The following is a 16,856-nucleotide window of genomic DNA, read 5'->3' on the forward strand; positions in this document are numbered from 1 at the left end:
AAGGAGAGTCCACCATGCACCTGTCGAGGGCCAAGGGGAGGTGGGCTGTTGCCGTGACGGCTGCCAGCCTTCTCGCCACCAGCACCGCCAGGGTCGCGAGCGCAGTCTCGGACCACCGCGCCGTACCGCCGCAGCACCGACAGGTGCTGCCGCTGACCCAGTACGTCAACCCGTTCATCGGCACGGCCGTGTCGGCCACGAGCGGCTACGCGGGCAACAACAACCCGGGCGCGAAGGTGCCGTTCGGGTTCACCAACTTCGGCCCGGACATGCCTCGGACCAACTTCAACGGCTCCGGCGGCTACCTCAACCCGCCCGACGCGACCACCGGGCGCATCAACTTCTTCAGCCTGACGCACCTCAACGGGGTCGGCTGCCCCGGCCAGGGCGCGGTCGGCATGATGCCGGCCTCGACGCCGACCGCCGTCGCCTCGGCCACGGGCGTCCCGATCGCAGTCCCCTTCCACACCAGTACCGAGTCGGCCGCCCCCGGTTCCTACGGCGTCACCCTCGACAACCAGGTGAAGGTGGACCTGACCGCGACGACCCGGACCGGCATGGCCCGCTTCACCTACCCGGACGCGGGCAAGGGCTACTTCTCCCTCGACACCCGGCTCAACGGCAACAGCAACCGGCGCACCGAGGCCGGCAAGATCACCCCCGACCACGTGTCCCTGAAGGTCAGCGACAACGGCCAGGTCCTGTCCGGTCAGACGGTCGCCCCGGCGTTCTGCACCCCGTACGGGACGCCGTGGAACTCCCCTGTGTACTTCTATGCGGAGTTCGACCGGGGCCTGACCAAGAGCAGCGAGAACTCGGTCAACACCGTCAAGGACGGCGCCGCACTCCTGCACTACGAGCTCCCCGCGTCCGACCCGACGCTCACGATGCGCGTCGGGATCTCGGCCGTCAGCGTCGCGAACGCGAAGCTCAACCTGCACACCGAGAACCGCAGCTCCACGTTCGAGCAGACCCGCAAGGCCGCCGACGCCGCATGGAACACGCGGCTGAACACGATCCAGGTCGACCGGGCTGCGGACCCCAGCAAGCTCACCGCCCCGGAGCGCGACAAGCTCGTGAAGTTCTACACCGCCCTCTACCGGGTCTTCGGCTCCCCCACCGTGTACTCCGACGTCAACGGGGACTTCCGAAGCATGGGCGCGGAACAACCGTTCCCGACCGGCGTCGACACGAGTGGCGGTATCGCGCCGCGCCAGGTGGCAAACGTCGCCGACTACGCCTACACGAGGCCCGACGGCAGCACGGGCGGGTACACCACGCAGTACAGCAGCTTCTCGATGTGGGACACGTACCGCTCCCAGGCCCAGCTGCTCGCGCTGCTCGCCCCGAAGGAGTCCAGCGAGATGATGCAGTCGCTGGTTGTCGACGCTCGGCAGTGCGGCGCGTTCCCACACTGGGTGGACGCCAGCGACGACTCGACCCCGATGGCCGGCGACAACGCCCTGCCCGTCCTGGCCGGCGCCTACGCCTTCGGCGTCAAGGACTTCGACGTCACGAACGCGGCGCGGCTGGTGAAGCAGTCGGTGTTCGACCCCAAGAGCGCGTGCAACGGCAACAAGAGCATGTCCTCCGCCGAGCAGTACCTGCGCGACGGCTACTACCCGAGCCCCGAATGGTCCTCGAGCAACATCGAGCGCTACAACAGCGACCGGGCTGCTGCCGCGTTCCTCCAGGCCGTCCCCGAGGCGGTCCGGACCAACCCGGCCGTCAACGTGACCCGAGCCGACCTCGGCAAGCTCTACGACCGCGCCGGCTGGTGGCGCAACATCTTCGACCAGGCCAACGGGACCATCGCTACGCGGGCCGCGCCGACGACGCCGGGAACGCCTGGGCCGCTGATGCCGGGCACCTTCCACGAGTCGACCGAGCCAAACTACTTCTGGTCCTTCGGCTACGCCTGGACCGACCTCATCAACGCGATCGGCGGGAAGGACCAGGCAGTCGCCCGCCTCAACAAGCTCTTCTCCATCGACTCCTCGCTGAGCACCGTGCCGACCATGGCCCAGCTCAACGGCGGCCAGGACGCCCAGACGTTCTACATGGGCAACGAGATGGGCTTCAACGCACCATGGGCCTACAACTGGGCCGGCGCCCCCGCGTCAACGCAGTACATCGTGCAGAAGCTCATGGACGTCACCTTCAACGCAGGCCGCGACGGCCTGCCTGGCAACGACGACATGGGCGCCCTCTCGAGCTGGTACGTCTTCGCTGCCCTCGGGATGTACCCGACCGTGGCTTCCGCGCCGGGACTGGCGCTGTCCACGCCGCAGTTCCCCGCTGCGACCGTCTGGCTGAAGAACAAGCCGCTCCGAATCACGACCGACCACGACGCGTCCGCCAACCCCTTCATCGGAGCACTGGCGATCGACGGCGCCTTGCACCCCAGCTCGTGGCTGCCGCTGCGCACCGTCAAGAACGGCGCTGACATGTCCTTCTCACTCGAGCAGCGCCCAACGACATGGGCGGCTGCACCGTCCCTGACACCGCCCTCGGGCGCGGACGGCGACTACACCCGCCCAACTGCGTCCCGGCCGCGCACCGGACCCGACGGGAGGTAGGAGCAACTCGACGGTCGGACCGGGAGGGTGGCGTGGCCCGACGCCACGCACCCTCCCGTCCCGGACGATGTGCCTGGCACGGGTCCTCGGATCACGAGTCGTACGTTCGGGACCACGCGTTCACGATGTCCCACGCCGCCGAGTCGGCACTCATGGACATCGGCACGACCTCTCGGGTGCTGCCCTTGCGGACCATCTCCGCGTTGTCGGCGGACATCACCAGGGCCAGCGGGTCGACGCTGCGCCAGTCTCGGCCTGCGAGGACGTCGCGGCGCAGCGATCCGGCATACACCGGCTCGACGCTGCCGGCGCCGTCGGGGCGGACGACGAGCACCCGGGCCTCGGTGGCCGCCGTCGCAACCGCCAAGGCCTCCTTGGCCGTGGCGACGACCGTGGAGGCGAGCGCCGTGGCGTAGAGGGCGTTGCGGTCGGTCTTGGTCCGCTTGCGCAGGGTGGGCTTGCCACCGGGTGTGGTGTCCGGCCGGTGCTCCGGCACCAGGTCGAGGCCGCCGTAGGTGATGACCGCGGTGACGTAGCGGGCGCCGGTGACGGAGTCGCTGCCTGCGTCGACGCAGGTGGAGTCGCTGGCGTTGTCGGCGAACGCGTCGTCGACGGCCTCGATCACCGTGTGCGGGTCATGAGCTTGCAGGGCCTGCCATCGCTGGTCGTTGTGCCACTGTTCCAGCTGGGTGGTGATGACCCGGCCGGTGTGCCGGCGCTGGGTTTCACCGGGGGCTTGGTGTGCGGCCCATGCCTTGGCCTGCTTACGCAGGGCGCGCTTCCACACGGACACACCCGCCGTCGCATCTCGGTAGAGCTCGCGCCGCACTGACTCCACCGAGGCGGGGTCCGGGACAGGCAGGACCTGCAGGACCTGGCGCGCCGACTGCGGGAAGTCCGTGAGATGCAGCATGGTCAGAGACCGCTCCACGTCGGCGATGTCGGCGACCTGCTGGGCGCGTTCCGCAGCGCGGGCCTGGGCCTGCAGCTGGGCGACGGTGGGCTGCCGGCCCCTGGGGGAACCCGCCGCGCTGGTTCTGGCGGAGAAGCCTGACGACGGTGGGTGTGTGGCGCGGCGTCGGCCGCCGATGGCGGTGGAGACGGTGACCGGGCCGGCGCCGGAGGAGATCCGGGTCCGGCCGGCACCGACGTGCACCCGGGCAGCCCGTGGGCCGATGCTGGTGCGCACGCCGCGGGAGGATGCGCGCACCCGCACGCCGGGGGCGATCTTGAAGCCGACCGAGAGCCCCATCTACCTGCCCTGCCTTTCGTTGGCCGCGATCGCGGCCGGTGTAGCCGGTGCACTCGCGTTGTCGTGATCGTGGGATCGGTGCGTCTCAGGCGGCGCGCCAACGGGCACGGATGTCGCCGGACTTGAAGGTGCACCGCATCAGGGTGCCGGCGCTGGTGTAGCCGAGGGCGCCTTGCGGGGAGCAGAAGGCGCCGGGGTGTACGCCTTGGATCGGCGACGGCGCCTGCGGCGTCGGGGTCCGCGTGGGCTTCGGGGCCGGCTGAGGCGCGGGCTTCACGCTGGGCTTGACGCTCGGCTTCGGCGTGGGAGCGGCGTAGAGCGGGAACCCGCCGAGCTTCGCCACGGTCGCTGTCGGCGCCTTGGTGCTGGCGCAGGTGGTCAGGATCGCGACCATCGCTGTGCGTTCCGGCGCGGTCACGGCCAGCTGGTACTTCGCCTTCACCGCGACCTGCCGGGCGACATACGCGCACCGGTAGGCCTTGGCCGGGGGCAGCCACGTGGCCGCGTCACCGGCGCCCTTTGCGGCGTTCACGCTCGCGGACACCGCGACCAGGTTGAGGGTGTCGTTCGCGAAAGTCGTCCGCTTGGCCTGCGGCCAGCCGGCTGCGCCCTTGACCCACGCGTCGGCCATAGCGACCGCGTGGTCGATCTGTACCGGTGAGGTGGACGATGTCTTGGTGAAGGACACGGTCCGGGAGGTGTAGGGGTCGATGAGGGTGCCGGTCATGACCGTGCAGCCGTTGGTGCCCGCCTTGAGCGTGACGGCTTTCAGGTCGCGTCGCAGGGTGTCGTTTCGCTGGTCGCATCCGTTGCGGTCGATGTCGGTCCAGGCGGGACCGAACTCGGCGCGAGAGTAGCCGGTCATCGTGCCGCGGCCCTTGACCGTCAGCGTCGCGACCAGCGCCAGTGCGGTGCCCGGTTTGGCGTCGGCGATGGCGGAGGCGACAGGGTCGGTCGGAGGTGTCTGCGATGCCGTCGTCGGCGGGACCGTCATGTTGGCGCTGGCGCTCGCGGCGGGTGTTGTCGCCGCGACGGAGGAACTCGTAGGTGGCGCGGTGGTCGTGGTCTCGGTCACCGTGGCAGCGGTCGGAGTCGTCTGTGGTGACACGGCGGTGCCGACGGCGACGGCGACGATGGCACCGACGAGAGCCACGGCGCCGGCGGCACGGGTGGGTAGGTGTGCCCACCTCACGCGTCCGCGGACCATCGCGACGACGGCGACGACGAACGCGAACAGGCCCGCGAGGAGCAGGACGCCTCCGACGCCGGAGGTCAGGCCTGCCAAGGCGGTCAGGGCCAGGCCGCCCCAGCCGAGCCCCGCCACCAGGCGCGCCCGGTCCCGTGGGGTCGCCGGTGCACTCCCGGCCGAGTTCGACGTCTGCGGGTCGGGCAGCACCGTGGCACCCAGAGTGGCGGGGGTGCCAGTCGAACCCGGCACGGTGGCGGCGGAGCTGGGGTCGAGCCATGGCGGCCGGAGCGGCGCCGTGGACCCGTACACCCCCGAGCCGCCCGCGGCCGGTACCACCGGTGATGCCCATGCCGAGGCCGGAAGGTCACTCGGCAGGTCGGCCGGCTCAGTCCAGAACTGCCATCCAGGTGGGGCGGCTGGCCAGGACGGGTCGGGCAGCCACTCCTGTGACGGCGCCCATCCCACGGGAGGTGCAGGCCAGCCGGGAGGCGGGTTGAACGCAGCAGGCATGTGGAGTCAGCAGTCCTTCTCATCGTCTGGGCGGTCGCCCCGTGCCGCCCGCCGCAGGCTACCTGCGGCAGCCCAGCCAAGTGCGCACTTCGGACAAACTGACGGCTCCCTCACTGAGCGGCCGAAGAACTGACGAGGGTCGACTTGGGACCCCGCAACAAACAGGTGCGCTCCACTTCCGGCTGTCGACATGCCGGCCCTCCCGCGCCCGGGCCCCGGATCCCCGTCGCCGACGTTGCCTCCACGTTGGTGCGACCGCCATGCTGCGCGGTGCTGGCGACAGGGCTGACGTCGAGAGCGGCTTGGGCTGCGGCATACTTGCCCGTGGGGTCGCATCGGTCGGTACTTCACGGCAGTTGTTCCGACCGGAGTCGCGAGGGAAGCTGCACCCAGAGCTCCCCACCCCCCGGGCCTCTAGCTCAGTCGGTAGAGCATCGGACTTTTAATCCGCCGGTCGTCGGTTCGAGCCCGACGGGGCCCACCCGGTAACGCCCAGGCAGGCGGGCGGCGTGCGCCTGTCGTATGCCGTCCGCTTCGACAGGAAGTCACCACCGTGAACGACGCGTTCGTCTACGACGCCGTCCGCACCCCCTTCGGCCGCTTCGGCGGGGCACTGGCTGCGTGCCGCCCGGACGACCTGGGGGCGCTCGTGGTGCGCGCGGTGGTCGACCGCTCCCCCGGGCTGGCCGCCGACGCCGGCCGGGTCGACGAGGTCGTGTTCGGCAACGCCAACGGCGCCGGTGAGGAGAACCGCAACGTCGCACGGATGGCGACCCTGCTGGCCGGGCTGCCGACGAGCATCCCCGGTACGACGGTCAACCGGCTCTGCGGCTCGAGTCTCGACGCCGCGATCATCGCGTCGCGCCAGATCGAGACGGGTGACGCCGACATCGTGCTCGTCGGTGGCGTCGAGTCGATGACGCGTGCCCCGTGGGTCATGCCGAAGACCGAGAAGCCCTACCCTGTGGGCAATCTCGAGCTGTCGTCGACGACTCTCGGTTGGCGCCTCGTCAACCCCAGGATGCCGGCGGCGTGGACCGTCTCGCTGGGTGAGGCGACCGAGCAGCTGCGCGAGCGCCACGGCGTGACGCGCGAGCGGCAGGACGAGTTCGCGGCGCGGTCGCACCGGCTGGCCGACGCCGCCTGGAACGCCGGGTTCTACGACGACCTCGTGGTGCCCGTGCCCGGGGTGGAGCTGGCGCGCGACGAGTCGATCCGTGCCGACACGACCGCCGAGCGCCTCGCGGGGCTGCGCACCTCGTTCCGCGCGGACGACGGCACGGTCACTGCCGGCAACGCCTCCCCCCTCAACGACGGCGCCTCCGCCGTCCTGATGGGCAGCGCGGCCGCCCGCGATGCCATCGGTCTCGCCCCCGTCGCGCGCGTCGCAGGCCGGGGTGCGAGCGCCCTCGACCCGCAGCTCTTCGGCTTCGCCCCCGTCGAGGCCGCGAACCGGGCCCTCGCCCGGGCCGGCATCACGTGGGCCGACGTCTCAGCCGTGGAGCTGAACGAGGCCTTCGCCGCCCAGTCGCTGGCCTGCGTCGACGCCTGGGGCATCGACCCGGAGATCGTCAACCGGCACGGCGGCGCCATCGCCATCGGGCACCCGCTCGGGGCCTCCGGCGGCCGCATCCTCGGCACCCTCGCGCGCAGCCTCCAGCGCTCGGGCGAGCGCTGGGGCGTCGCCTGCATCTGCATCGGCGTCGGCCAGGGTCTCGCTGTCGTCCTCGAGAACGTCACGGCCTGACGAGAGCGGGCCACACGGCATACGACCCCGCAACAGCCGCGCACGTCAGCGCGGTCGCCACGCCGTATGCCGTGTGGGGACGTCCCCGGGACGGGCGGGCCGTGCGGGACGCGAGTCAGCGGTACCAGATGCTGCCGGTCACCGCGGCGAAGAGGAGCACCGGCACGGCGATCGTGACCAGCAGGACCCCGACCCACGGCGGGCAGCGCACCACGGCGGCCCCCACGCCGGCCAGGAGCAGCAGGGCCGCCCGCGGCAGCAACGGGAGCATGGACGCAGCGACCGTGAGCCCGACGACGAACGCCCACTGGGCGCGGCTGGCCTGGCCGCCGTCGGTCAGGACGGTGCGCCAGCCCCCCGCGGGGTGAGCCGGCGTGTCGGTCGGGTGTTCCGTCATGAGGATCTCCTCGCCCTGTCCGGCCCCTGTGACCGTGCGCACCAGCCAAGCACGTCCGGGTGCTCAGGGCAGGGACGCGCCTCCGCAGATCACGAAGGTCTGGCCGGTGACCATCGCACCGGTGGGCTCGAGCAGGAAGCGGGTCAGCGCCGACACCTCCGACGGCTCGACGAGCCGGCCCAGCGGCGGCACGACCGGCGGCACCGAGGCGCGGTTGGGGTCCTCGAGCATGGCGGTGCGCGTCGGCCCGGGGGCGACGACGTTGACGGTGATGCCGCGCGGGGCGAGCTCGGCGGCCCACGAACGGGCCATGGCGGCGAGCGCGGCCTTCGTCGCGGCGTACTGGCTCTTGCCCGGCACGCCGGTCATCGTGCGACTGCCGACGAGCACGACGCGACCAGCGTTCACGAGAGCCGAGACGAGCCCGCCGACGACGAGCTCGGCGCCCCGCACGTGCACCGCCCACATCCGTTCGCCCTGCTCGGGTCGCAGGTCGCCGACCCGCCCGGAGTACTGCAGGCCGGCGGCGTGGACGATCGCGTCCACGCCGCCGGCCGCGGTCTCGCGCACCACCCTCACGGCCCCGTCGGCCGAGATCACGTCGGCCAGGTCGCACGGCACCCACGTGGCGGCGTCCGGCAGCGCGCCGCGCGAGCGGCTGAGCCCGAGGACGTGCCACCCGGCACCGACGAGGTCGTGGGCGATGGCGAGCCCGATGCCCGAGCTGGCCCCCGTGACGACCGCGGTGCGTGTGACGCGGTCGGCAGGTGAGGTGGGCACGGGCTCGGGCCGCGCCGCCACCGGCGCCGCGTTCACCGGGATGGGGCCCGGTGAGCGCCGCGGAGGCGGTCGACGACGTCAGCGGGCAGGTGGACGTGCTTGATGGCACGCCGGTGGTACGTGTAGGCGACGTGCAGGTCACCGTCCGGCCCCGGCAGCACCGAGGGGTAGGACAGCTCGCGGTTGAGTCCCTCGCGGGAGTTGTTCGACATGCAGTAGCCGTCGCCCGTCTCGAGGTCGACCTGAACTGGCCACGAGCGGCCCTCGTCGGGGCTGAGGCCCAGCGTCATCGGCGCCCGCGGCGCACCCCAGAAGGCCTTGGGCCGGCCGTCGTCGGTGTCGACCGACGGCTCGGCCAGCACCGGGCCGTCGATGCCGTCCCGCACGCCTTCGTCGTCGATCTCGTCGTAGAGCGAGACGCGCCGCTCCGTGGCGTCGAGGGCCGAGCTCCGGTTGAAGACGAGCGCGACCTCGCGGCCACCGGTCGAGACGGCCTGGATCGAGGAGTTGTTGTTGGGCAGCGGGGTCGGCGTCGGCTGCGCCCACGTCAGGCCGTCGTCGGTCGACGTCGTCTCCCAGACGTGGTCGGCCCACCGGCTGCGGAAGCAGGCCCAGAGCGAGCCGTCGTGTCGCACCACGATGTTCATGTGGACACACCCGAGAGACCCGGGGACCTGCGCCTCGGTCCACGAGGCGCCGCCGTCGTCGCTCCACCACACACTCGAGGTGTCCTCGTTGCCGACCCACTTCTGGCCGGGCACCGTGACGCAGTTGAAGACCGGCAGCAGGATGCGTCCGCTCGCGAGGACGACCGGGGGCTGCCGCACGAAGACGCCACCGTCGGCGGTGGCCGGCAGCAGCACGGTCGGCGCCTCCCACGTGCTGCCGCCGTCGCGCGACAGGCGCCGGCGCACCTCCGAGGTGTCCTGGTTGCCGGCGAGCTGCGCCGTGTAGAGCAGCCACACCGCTCCGTCCGGGGCGGTGAAGAGGATCGGGTTCTGCTCCGACCGCGTCGGGTCGTCGCTGAGCGGCACGGGGTCCGACCACGTGTCGCTGCCGGACGGCATACGGGAGAGGTACGCGGTGATGTCGCTGACGCCCTCCTGCGTGCCACCGAACCACACGCACGCGAGGTCGCCGTTCGGCAGCCACGCGAGGTTGGCCGCGTGACACTGCACCGTCGGGGTGGGGAGGTATGCCGTGTGGCCGCCCTCGTCACGCGGGCGCAGGACGCCGTCGGTGGGCAGCGTCTCCACAGCCGCTCCCGCCTCGCTCATGACTCGCCCCGCGCCGCCCTGAGGTGCGCCGAAGCCGCCTGCTCGAGGTGGATGAGGTCGGAGCTGACGGTGGTGAGGGTGAACCCCTGTCCGAGTCGCTTGGCCGCGACCTCACCGCTGGGAGTGTGGAACCCGGCCGCGATTCCCGCGGACTCAGCGGCCCGAAGGATGCGCTCGACCGCCGCCTCGAAGGCGTCGTCGACGGCGGGGTCGGTCGACGTCGCGCCGCCGACGGCGAGGCGCAGGTCGGACGGGCCGATGTAGAGGCCGTCGATGCCGGGCGTCGCGGCGATGGCCTCGACGTTCTCCAGCCCCTGCGGCGTCTCGATCATCGCCAGCACGACGGTGGCCTCGTTGGCGTCGGCCGGGTTGGGCCCGATCCGCAGCTGGGACCGCATCGGCCCGTACGACCGGATGCCCTCGGGGCCGTACTTCGCGTAGGACACCGCACGGGCGGCGTCCTCGGCCGTGTTGACGAGCGGCACGATGATGCCGGCCGCGCCGGCGTCGAGGGCCTGTCCGATGAGGAAGGGCTCGTTGCCGCCCACGCGGACCATGCCGACGGACTCGCCGCCTGCGTCGATGGCCTGCATGCCGGCGAGGATCCCCTTGTAGTCGAGGAGCCCGTGCTGGGCGTCGAAGCAGACGTAGTCGTAGCCGAGGCGGGCGAGCCGCTCGGTCGAGACCGGCGAGTCGATGATGACCCAGTAGCCGAGGATCGTCTCGCGCGCCCGGACCCGGCGGGCGTAGTCGAGCACACGCTCACGGCTGCGCTCCATCGCGGTGCCTCCGCCGCTCATCGGTTGTACCCCGGCATGGACCCGGCGATGGCCAGGCCGGCCTCGTCGCACGCGGCAACGACGTCGTCGGGGAGCGGACCGGCTTGTGCAGCAGTGATGTTGGCCTCCAACTGGTGTGGTTTCGAACCCCCGAGCAGCACTGAGGACACGACGGCCTTGCTCAGCAGCCAGCGCAGCGACAGCTCGGGAAGGGTGATGCCGGCCTGCGACGCGATGGCGCCGAGGGCCTCGATGACCGCGAACGTCTCTGCGTTCCAGTAGCGGTCCTTGTACATGCTCGCGAGCGCCGACGAGCCGAATCGCCCCTCACCCGGGGACTCCGTGAAGGAGTGCTGCCCGGTGAGCAGGCCGCCTCCGAGCGGGTTGTAGACGATGGTCGCGAGACCCTTCGTCGTCGCGAACTCGGCGTACTCCGCCTCGATGCGGCGGGCGACGAGGTTGTAGAGCTGCTGGGCGAGGACCGGCCTCGGCGTCCCCAGCGCGTCGCAGGCGGAGAAGACGTCGCCGATCTGCCAGGCGGAGAAGTTGGAGACACCGATCGCTCGGACCTTGCCCTCGGTGACGAGCTGCCCCAGCGCAGCGACGGTCTCGTCGATGGGCACCGACCGGTCAGGCTGGTGCAGGTAGTAGACGTCCACGTGGTCGGTGCGCAGGCGGCGCAGGCTCGCCTCCAGCGACGAGCGCAGACCCGCAGACGAGAGCAGGGGCGCCCCGCCGGCGTCACCGGGGTAGATGCCGGCCTTGGTCGCGATGGTCGCGGCGTCACGCCGGCCGACGAGGATGTCGGCGAGCATCTCCTCGCTGCGCCCCGCGGCATACCCGTTGGCGGTGTCGATGGACGTGATGCCGGCGTCGAGCGCGGTGTCGACCATGGTGCGGGCGGTGGACAGGTCGACGGTGTCGCCGAAGGTCATGGTCCCGAGGACGAGCCGCGAGAGCGGCCGGTCGAGGCCGGGCAGGTCGACGGACGGCAGGACTGCGGTGGTCATGAGGCCTTCTCGGTCTCCGCCGTGCGGGAGGCGGCGATGTGTCGGATGAGGTGTCGGGGCTTGATGCCCGTCATGAGCCCGGGCTCGAGGGCCGAGCGTCGCAGGCGCTGGGTGTACTCCTCCTGCGGGCGCGAGAGGAGGTCGTCGGTGCGGCCCGTCTCGACGATGCGACCGGCCCGCATGACGACCGTGTCCTGCGAGATGGCGCGCACGACGCCGAGGTTGTGCGAGATGAAGAGGTAGGTCAGCCCCGTCTCGGCCTGGATGTCGGCGAGCAGGTCGAGCACCTGCGCCTGCACCGACACGTCGAGCGCGCTCGTCGCCTCGTCGCACACGAGCAGTTCCGGACCGGATGCCAGGGCCCGGGCGATGCCGATGCGCTGGCGCTGCCCGCCGGAGAACTCCGGGGGCTTGCGCTCGAGCGCCGTCCTGGGCAGCCCGACGCGCTCGATGAGCTCGGCCGCCTTGTCGCGCTGGACCTTCCGCGACGCCTCGCCGCGCACCCGGATCGGCTCGGCGACGATCTCCTGCGCCGTCAGGTGCGGGTCGAGTGAGCCGTAGGGGTCCTGGAAGACCATCTGCACGCGGTGGCGCATCGGACGCAGCTGCTTCTCGGACAGCTGGGCCAGGTCGGTGCCGTCGAGGTCGATGACGCCCGACGTCGGCTTCAGCAGCCGCACGAGGGCCTTGGCGATCGTCGACTTGCCGCACCCGGACTCGCCGACGATGGCGAGGGTGCCCCCTCGGGGGACGCTGAACGACACGTCGTCAACCGCGCGGAAGACGTCCTTGCCACTGCCGTACTCGACGACGAGGTTGCTGACGGTGAGCAGGGCCTCAGCCATGGCTGATCTCCTTCGCGAGCTCCTGAGCCCGGGCCTCGGGCACCGCGGCCGCTGGGTCCTCCCAGGGGCCGAGCTCGGGCATCGCCCCGAGCAGCTTCCGGGTGTAGGGGTGCTGGGGGTGGTCGACGACGTCGGTGACCGGGCCGCCCTCGACGAAGGCGCCGGACTTCATGACGTGGATGCGGTCGCTCATCAGGCGCGCGACGCCGAGGTCGTGGGTGATGAGCAGCAGCGCGATACCGGTCTGCTCCTGCAGCTCGAGCAGCAGGTCGAGGATGCCGGCCTGCACCGTGACGTCGAGCGCACTCGTCGGCTCGTCGGCGACGATGAGGTCGGCGTCGGTCGAGACCGCCATCGCGATGAGCACGCGCTGGAGCATGCCGCCGGACAGCTGGTGCGGGTAGGCGTCGTACTGCTTGGCGGGGTTGCGGATGTGGACCTGCTCCATGAGCGAGAGGGCCCGCGCCTTCGCCTCCGCCTTGCTGAGCTTGGGGTACTTGATGCGGACGGCCTCGGTCATCTGGCGCCCGATCGTGCGGATGGGGCTCAGGGCCGTCATCGGGTCCTGCGGGATGAGCGCGACGGACCGGCCGCGGAGCTTGTCGATGACCCGGCGGTCACCGGTGACGTCCTGCCCCGAGATCCTGGCCTCGCCCGAGATGACCGCGAGGTCGTCGGGCAGCAGCCGAAGGATGGCCATGGCGGTCGTCGACTTGCCGGAGCCGGACTCGCCGATGATCGTGACGGTCTCGCCCCGGTCGACGTGGAAGGTCACGCCGTCGACGGCGCGCACGACGCTCGTGCCGGTCATCAGCTCGACCTGCAGGTCCTTGACCTCGAGGACTCTCATGCCTGGTCTCCCTTCGCGCGTCGCACCCGGTCGCGCATGCCGTCACCGACGAGGTTGACCCCGACGACGAGCAGTGCGATGGCCACGCCCGGCACCGTGACGAGCCACGGCTTGCCGGTGACGAAGAGCTCGCGGCCGTCGGAGATGATGCCGCCCCAGGTCGGGTAGGGGCGCTGGACGCCGGCCCCGAGGAACGACAGCGCGCTCTCGAGCAGGACCGCCTGGGCCAGCAGCAGGAGCACGACGACGAGCACCTGCTGGAGGATGTTGGGCACGACGTGCCTGCTGAGGATCGAGAGCTTCGGCAGTCCGAGCACCCGCGCGGCGGCGACGTACGGCTTCTCCCGCTCGACGAGCACGAGCGCCCGGGTGATGCGGGCCGGCTCGGGCCACTGGGCGAAGGCGATGACGAGCGTGATCACGGGGATCGACGGTCCGAAGAGCGCCACGACGAGCAGCAGCATGAGCAGCAGGGGCAGGGCCATCTGTGCCTCGAGCAGCCTCGAGATGATCGTGTCGACCCAGCCCCCGAAGTAGCCGGCGGCGGCACCCGCGACGATGCCGACGAGTCCGGAGACGAAGATCGCGAGCAGGCCGATGACGAGCGAGGTCTGACCGCCGTGCAGGATGCGGGAGAGCAGGTCGCGGCCGTTGGGGTCGGTGCCGAGCAGGTGTCCCGCGCTGAACGGCGGCAGCGACGACTCGCTCAGCTGTCCGACGATCGGGTCGGGCAGCGGAAGGACGTTCGCGAGCACGACCGGGATGACGACGACGCCGGCACAGATCGCACCGACCCAGATCTTGATCGTGCTGTAGCGCGCCCGTCGCGCGGCTGCCGAGCGGCGCGCCAGCACCTTGGTCACGGCCGAGTCGCGCCCGAGGATGGAGCCGGGCACCTCGCTGAGGTTCGGGACGGCCGGGTGGCCGGGCAGGTTCGTCGAGGTGGTCATGAGCTGGCCTCTCCGAGTCGGACCCGCGGGTCCATGAGCGGGTAGAGCAGGTCCACGAGCAGCTGGACCACGAGGGCCAGCACGACCGTGACGAGGACGGTGGCCTGGATGAGTGGGAAGTCGCGCTGCTTGAGCGCGTTGACGACGAGCTCGCCGACACCGGGCCAGTTGAAGACGACCTCGACGATGACGACGCCGTTGAGCATCGCCGCGAAGCGGGTACCGAGCGCCGTCACGACCGGGAGGGCGGCATTGGCGAACGCGTAGCGCCAGGTCAGCGCGCGCTCCGAGACCCCACGCGACCGGGCCACCGTGAGGTAGGGCGACGCCAGGTTGACGACCATCTCGCGCCGCACGAGGCGCGAGATGAGCGCGATCTGCAGGATCGCGATCGTCACCGTCGGAAGCACGATCGAGGCCGCCGAGTCGAAGCCCGAGGGTGCGAACCAGTGGAGGTTGACCGCGAAGAGGATGAGCAGCACGAACCCGATCCAGAAGTCGGGCATCGACTGACCGGCGATGGTGCCGATGTTGGCGCCGAGCTCGGGGGCCGTGTTGCTGCGCCGCGCCATCCACACCCCCAGCGGGATCGCGACGACCGACGTGACGACGATCGCCGCGACCGCGAGGGTGATCGTGTAGGGCAGTCGTTCCAGGACGACCTCGAGCGCCGGGCGCTTGAAGAAGAACGACGTGCCGACGTCGCCCTGGAACAGGTGCTGCAGGAACGTCACGAACTGCACCGGGATCGGCTGGTCGAGCCCGAACTGCTGGCGGATCGCCTCGAGCTGCTCCGAGCTGGGGTTCGGCGGCGCGTAGTTGGCCGCGGGGTCACCCGGCGCCATCCGGAGCAGGACGAACACGGTCGCCACGGCCAGGAAGGCCGTCAGGATCGTCTGGCCGACCCGTTTGAGGACGTACTTGAGCATGGGATCACCTTGGTCTGGTCGGCTGGACGTCAGCCGGAGACGGTCACGGCGGCGAGGTCATAGGAGTTCGTCGCCCGGAGGTTGAGGTTCTGGACCCGCTTGCGCTTCGCGAGGACGTTGTTCGGCGTCCAGGCCCACACGGCCGGCCACTGCGCCCAGATCTTCTCCTGCGCCTGCTTGAGCAGGTCGTTGCGCTTGGCCTCGTCGGACTCGGCCGCGGCCTGGTCGAGCAGCACGGTGATCTCGGGGACGACGAAGCCGTGGTAGGTGTCGCGCGTCTTCTCCTTCTCCGCCGTACCGCCGTACTGGCCCTGCAGGTTCGTCAGCGCGAGCCCGGTCTGGTTGCCGTAGCCGTTGGCGAGGATGTCCCAGTCGCCGGCCTCGCCTCGACGCCAGGCGTTGATCTCGCCGCCCTTGGGGATCATCTTCAGCTCGGCGGTGACGCCGACGGCGGCGAACATCTGTGAGACGGCCTCGAGGACGCGCGAGGCGCCCGCGAACTCCGAGTCCTCCCAGATGATCCGCACCTTCAGGCCGGCCGCACCGTTGTCGGCGAGCATCTGCTTGGCCTTGGCCGCGTCGTAGGTGTAGTCGCCGGTCTTGGCGAACCCGGCGAGGGTCGTCGGGACGACACCCTCGGCCGAGGTGACCTGGCCGTTCATGAGTGCCTTGATGAGCGACTCGTGGTCGACGGCGTAGGTCAGCGCCTCGCGCACCTTCGGGTTGGCGAGGGGGCTGCCCGCCGGCTTGCGGAAGTTGTAGAAGAGGTGGATCAGGCGCGTGCCCGGCGTCTCGATGACGTCGATGTCGGGGTTGGTCTTGAGCGACGTCGCGGACTCCGGCGTGATCGTGTCGATGACGTCGGTCTGGCCCGAGGTGATCGCGATGACGCGCGCGCCCTCCTCCTCCTGGTAGCTGACGTTGACCTGCTCGAGCTTGGCCTTCTCGCCCCAGTAGTTGTCGTTGCGGGTCAGCTTGTAGGAGCCGGTGCCGGAATCGGCGCTCGCGATGACGAACGGGCCGGTGCCGAGGCCCGTGCCGAGCTCCTCCGCCTTGTTGTCCTTGGCCGGCGTGATGAGGATGTTGGACATCAGCGAGTTGAGCGAGACGACGGGGCTCTTGGTCGTCAGCGTGAAGGTCCTGTCATCGACCTTGGTGAAGGTCGGCTGCTCGGGGAACTGCGAGGCGACGTAGCCCGCCTTGACCTCGAAGTAGAGCTTGAGGGCGGTCTCGACGTCCTCGACCGTGACCTTGGACTTGTCGGAGTAGTGGATGTCGCTGCGCAGCTTGACGGTCCACTCGGTCGGCTTGGTCTGCTCGAACGACTCGGCGAGGACGAGCTCCGGGGTCAGCTTGTCGCCGATCCTCGTGAGGGCCTCACGCACGGCACGCTGGACGGTGACAGCCGCGTCGTACTGGTTCAGCTTGTTGTCGAGGCTGACCAGGTTGCGGTTGAGCACGATGCTCAGTGTGCCCCCCGCAGCCCCTGCCCCGGCAGTGCTCGCGGTGTTGGCGGTCTTGGGCCCGGCACAAGCGGCGAGTGCGGGAGCGAAGAGCGCTCCGGCGCCGGCCAGCGAGGCGAGCTTGAGGATCGAGCGACGCGAGACCTCACGCGTCGGCTGGTCAGACGTGGGAAGCAGTGCAGGCTGCTGGGGCATCGGGACTCCTCGTTGAGCGGTGGCCTCCCCGTCGGTGGCGCACGCTGCGCCCCTCGGGTTGACCAACCTTCGCACTATTGCGCGATCTGCGCAATACCTGTAGC

14 protein-coding genes and 1 tRNA gene are annotated in these 16,856 nt (G+C 70.8%); 3 read left to right on the forward strand and 12 right to left on the reverse strand.

Annotated elements, in window-relative coordinates; all coding sequences use genetic code 11:
• The first annotated feature begins 14 nt into the window (after positions 1 to 14).
• The gene (locus ABD831_RS01640; RefSeq protein WP_344940578.1) at positions 15 to 2,579 is read left to right on the forward strand and encodes a glycoside hydrolase domain-containing protein; all 2,565 of its coding nucleotides are present in this window, start codon (positions 15 to 17) and stop codon (positions 2,577 to 2,579) included.
• A 91-nt stretch (positions 2,580 to 2,670) separates the two neighbouring features.
• Here the strand turns inward: ABD831_RS01640 and ABD831_RS01645 are convergent, their stop codons facing one another.
• The gene (locus ABD831_RS01645) at positions 2,671 to 3,831 is read right to left on the reverse strand and encodes a DUF4236 domain-containing protein (RefSeq protein WP_344940581.1); all 1,161 of its coding nucleotides are present in this window, start codon (positions 3,829 to 3,831) and stop codon (positions 2,671 to 2,673) included.
• An 85-nt stretch (positions 3,832 to 3,916) separates the two neighbouring features.
• Positions 3,917 to 5,269, reverse strand: coding sequence for an HNH endonuclease family protein (locus ABD831_RS01650; RefSeq protein WP_344940583.1), 1,353 nt, complete (start codon positions 5,267 to 5,269; stop codon positions 3,917 to 3,919).
• 669 nt (positions 5,270 to 5,938) lie between these two features.
• Here ABD831_RS01650 and ABD831_RS01655 point away from each other — a divergent pair.
• Positions 5,939 to 6,011, forward strand: a tRNA-Lys gene (locus ABD831_RS01655).
• Positions 6,012 to 6,083: 72 nt separating this feature from the next.
• On the forward strand, positions 6,084 to 7,277 hold the full coding sequence (locus ABD831_RS01660; protein WP_344940586.1) for a thiolase family protein: 1,194 nt from the start codon (positions 6,084 to 6,086) through the stop codon (positions 7,275 to 7,277).
• Between the two features lie 115 nt (positions 7,278 to 7,392).
• Here ABD831_RS01660 and ABD831_RS01665 read toward each other — a convergent pair whose 3' ends face one another.
• The 10 genes from ABD831_RS01665 to ABD831_RS01710 all read right to left on the reverse strand — a co-directional run bounded on the left by ABD831_RS01665 (position 7,393) and on the right by ABD831_RS01710 (position 16,752).
• Positions 7,393 to 7,674, reverse strand: a complete 282-nt coding sequence (locus ABD831_RS01665; protein WP_344940589.1) for a hypothetical protein — start codon at positions 7,672 to 7,674, stop codon at positions 7,393 to 7,395.
• 63 nt (positions 7,675 to 7,737) lie between these two features.
• Positions 7,738 to 8,475, reverse strand: a complete 738-nt coding sequence (locus tag ABD831_RS01670; RefSeq protein ID WP_344940592.1) for an SDR family NAD(P)-dependent oxidoreductase — start codon at positions 8,473 to 8,475, stop codon at positions 7,738 to 7,740.
• 11 nt (positions 8,476 to 8,486) lie between these two features.
• The gene (locus ABD831_RS01675; protein WP_344940594.1) at positions 8,487 to 9,731 is read right to left on the reverse strand and encodes a sialidase family protein; all 1,245 of its coding nucleotides are present in this window, start codon (positions 9,729 to 9,731) and stop codon (positions 8,487 to 8,489) included.
• The gene (locus tag ABD831_RS01680) at positions 9,728 to 10,531 is read right to left on the reverse strand and encodes an HpcH/HpaI aldolase family protein (protein WP_344940597.1); all 804 of its coding nucleotides are present in this window, start codon (positions 10,529 to 10,531) and stop codon (positions 9,728 to 9,730) included. The genes ABD831_RS01675 and ABD831_RS01680 overlap by 4 nt, the downstream gene beginning before the upstream one ends.
• Entirely contained in the window at positions 10,528 to 11,520 is a 993-nt protein-coding gene (locus ABD831_RS01685) for an aldo/keto reductase (protein WP_344940600.1), read from the reverse strand. Before ABD831_RS01685 ends, ABD831_RS01680 begins: the two co-directional genes overlap by 4 nt.
• Positions 11,517 to 12,365: an ATP-binding cassette domain-containing protein gene (locus tag ABD831_RS01690; RefSeq protein WP_344940603.1), complete on the reverse strand. Its 849-nt coding sequence runs from the start codon at positions 12,363 to 12,365 to the stop codon at positions 11,517 to 11,519. Before ABD831_RS01690 ends, ABD831_RS01685 begins: the two co-directional genes overlap by 4 nt.
• A complete protein-coding gene (locus ABD831_RS01695; protein WP_344940606.1) occupies positions 12,358 to 13,215 on the reverse strand; it encodes an ABC transporter ATP-binding protein in 858 nt (285 codons plus the stop codon). Before ABD831_RS01695 ends, ABD831_RS01690 begins: the two co-directional genes overlap by 8 nt.
• A complete protein-coding gene (locus tag ABD831_RS01700) occupies positions 13,212 to 14,165 on the reverse strand; it encodes an ABC transporter permease (RefSeq protein ID WP_344940609.1) in 954 nt (317 codons plus the stop codon). Before ABD831_RS01700 ends, ABD831_RS01695 begins: the two co-directional genes overlap by 4 nt.
• On the reverse strand, positions 14,162 to 15,094 hold the full coding sequence (locus ABD831_RS01705) for an ABC transporter permease subunit (protein WP_142176704.1): 933 nt from the start codon (positions 15,092 to 15,094) through the stop codon (positions 14,162 to 14,164). Before ABD831_RS01705 ends, ABD831_RS01700 begins: the two co-directional genes overlap by 4 nt.
• Before the next feature lie 29 nt (positions 15,095 to 15,123).
• Entirely contained in the window at positions 15,124 to 16,752 is a 1,629-nt protein-coding gene (locus ABD831_RS01710; RefSeq protein ID WP_344940613.1) for an ABC transporter substrate-binding protein, read from the reverse strand.
• Positions 16,753 to 16,856 lie beyond the last annotated feature (104 nt).

Source organism: Terrabacter ginsenosidimutans, assembly GCF_039539425.1.
Taxonomy (GTDB): Bacteria; Actinomycetota; Actinomycetes; order Actinomycetales; family Dermatophilaceae; genus Terrabacter; species Terrabacter ginsenosidimutans.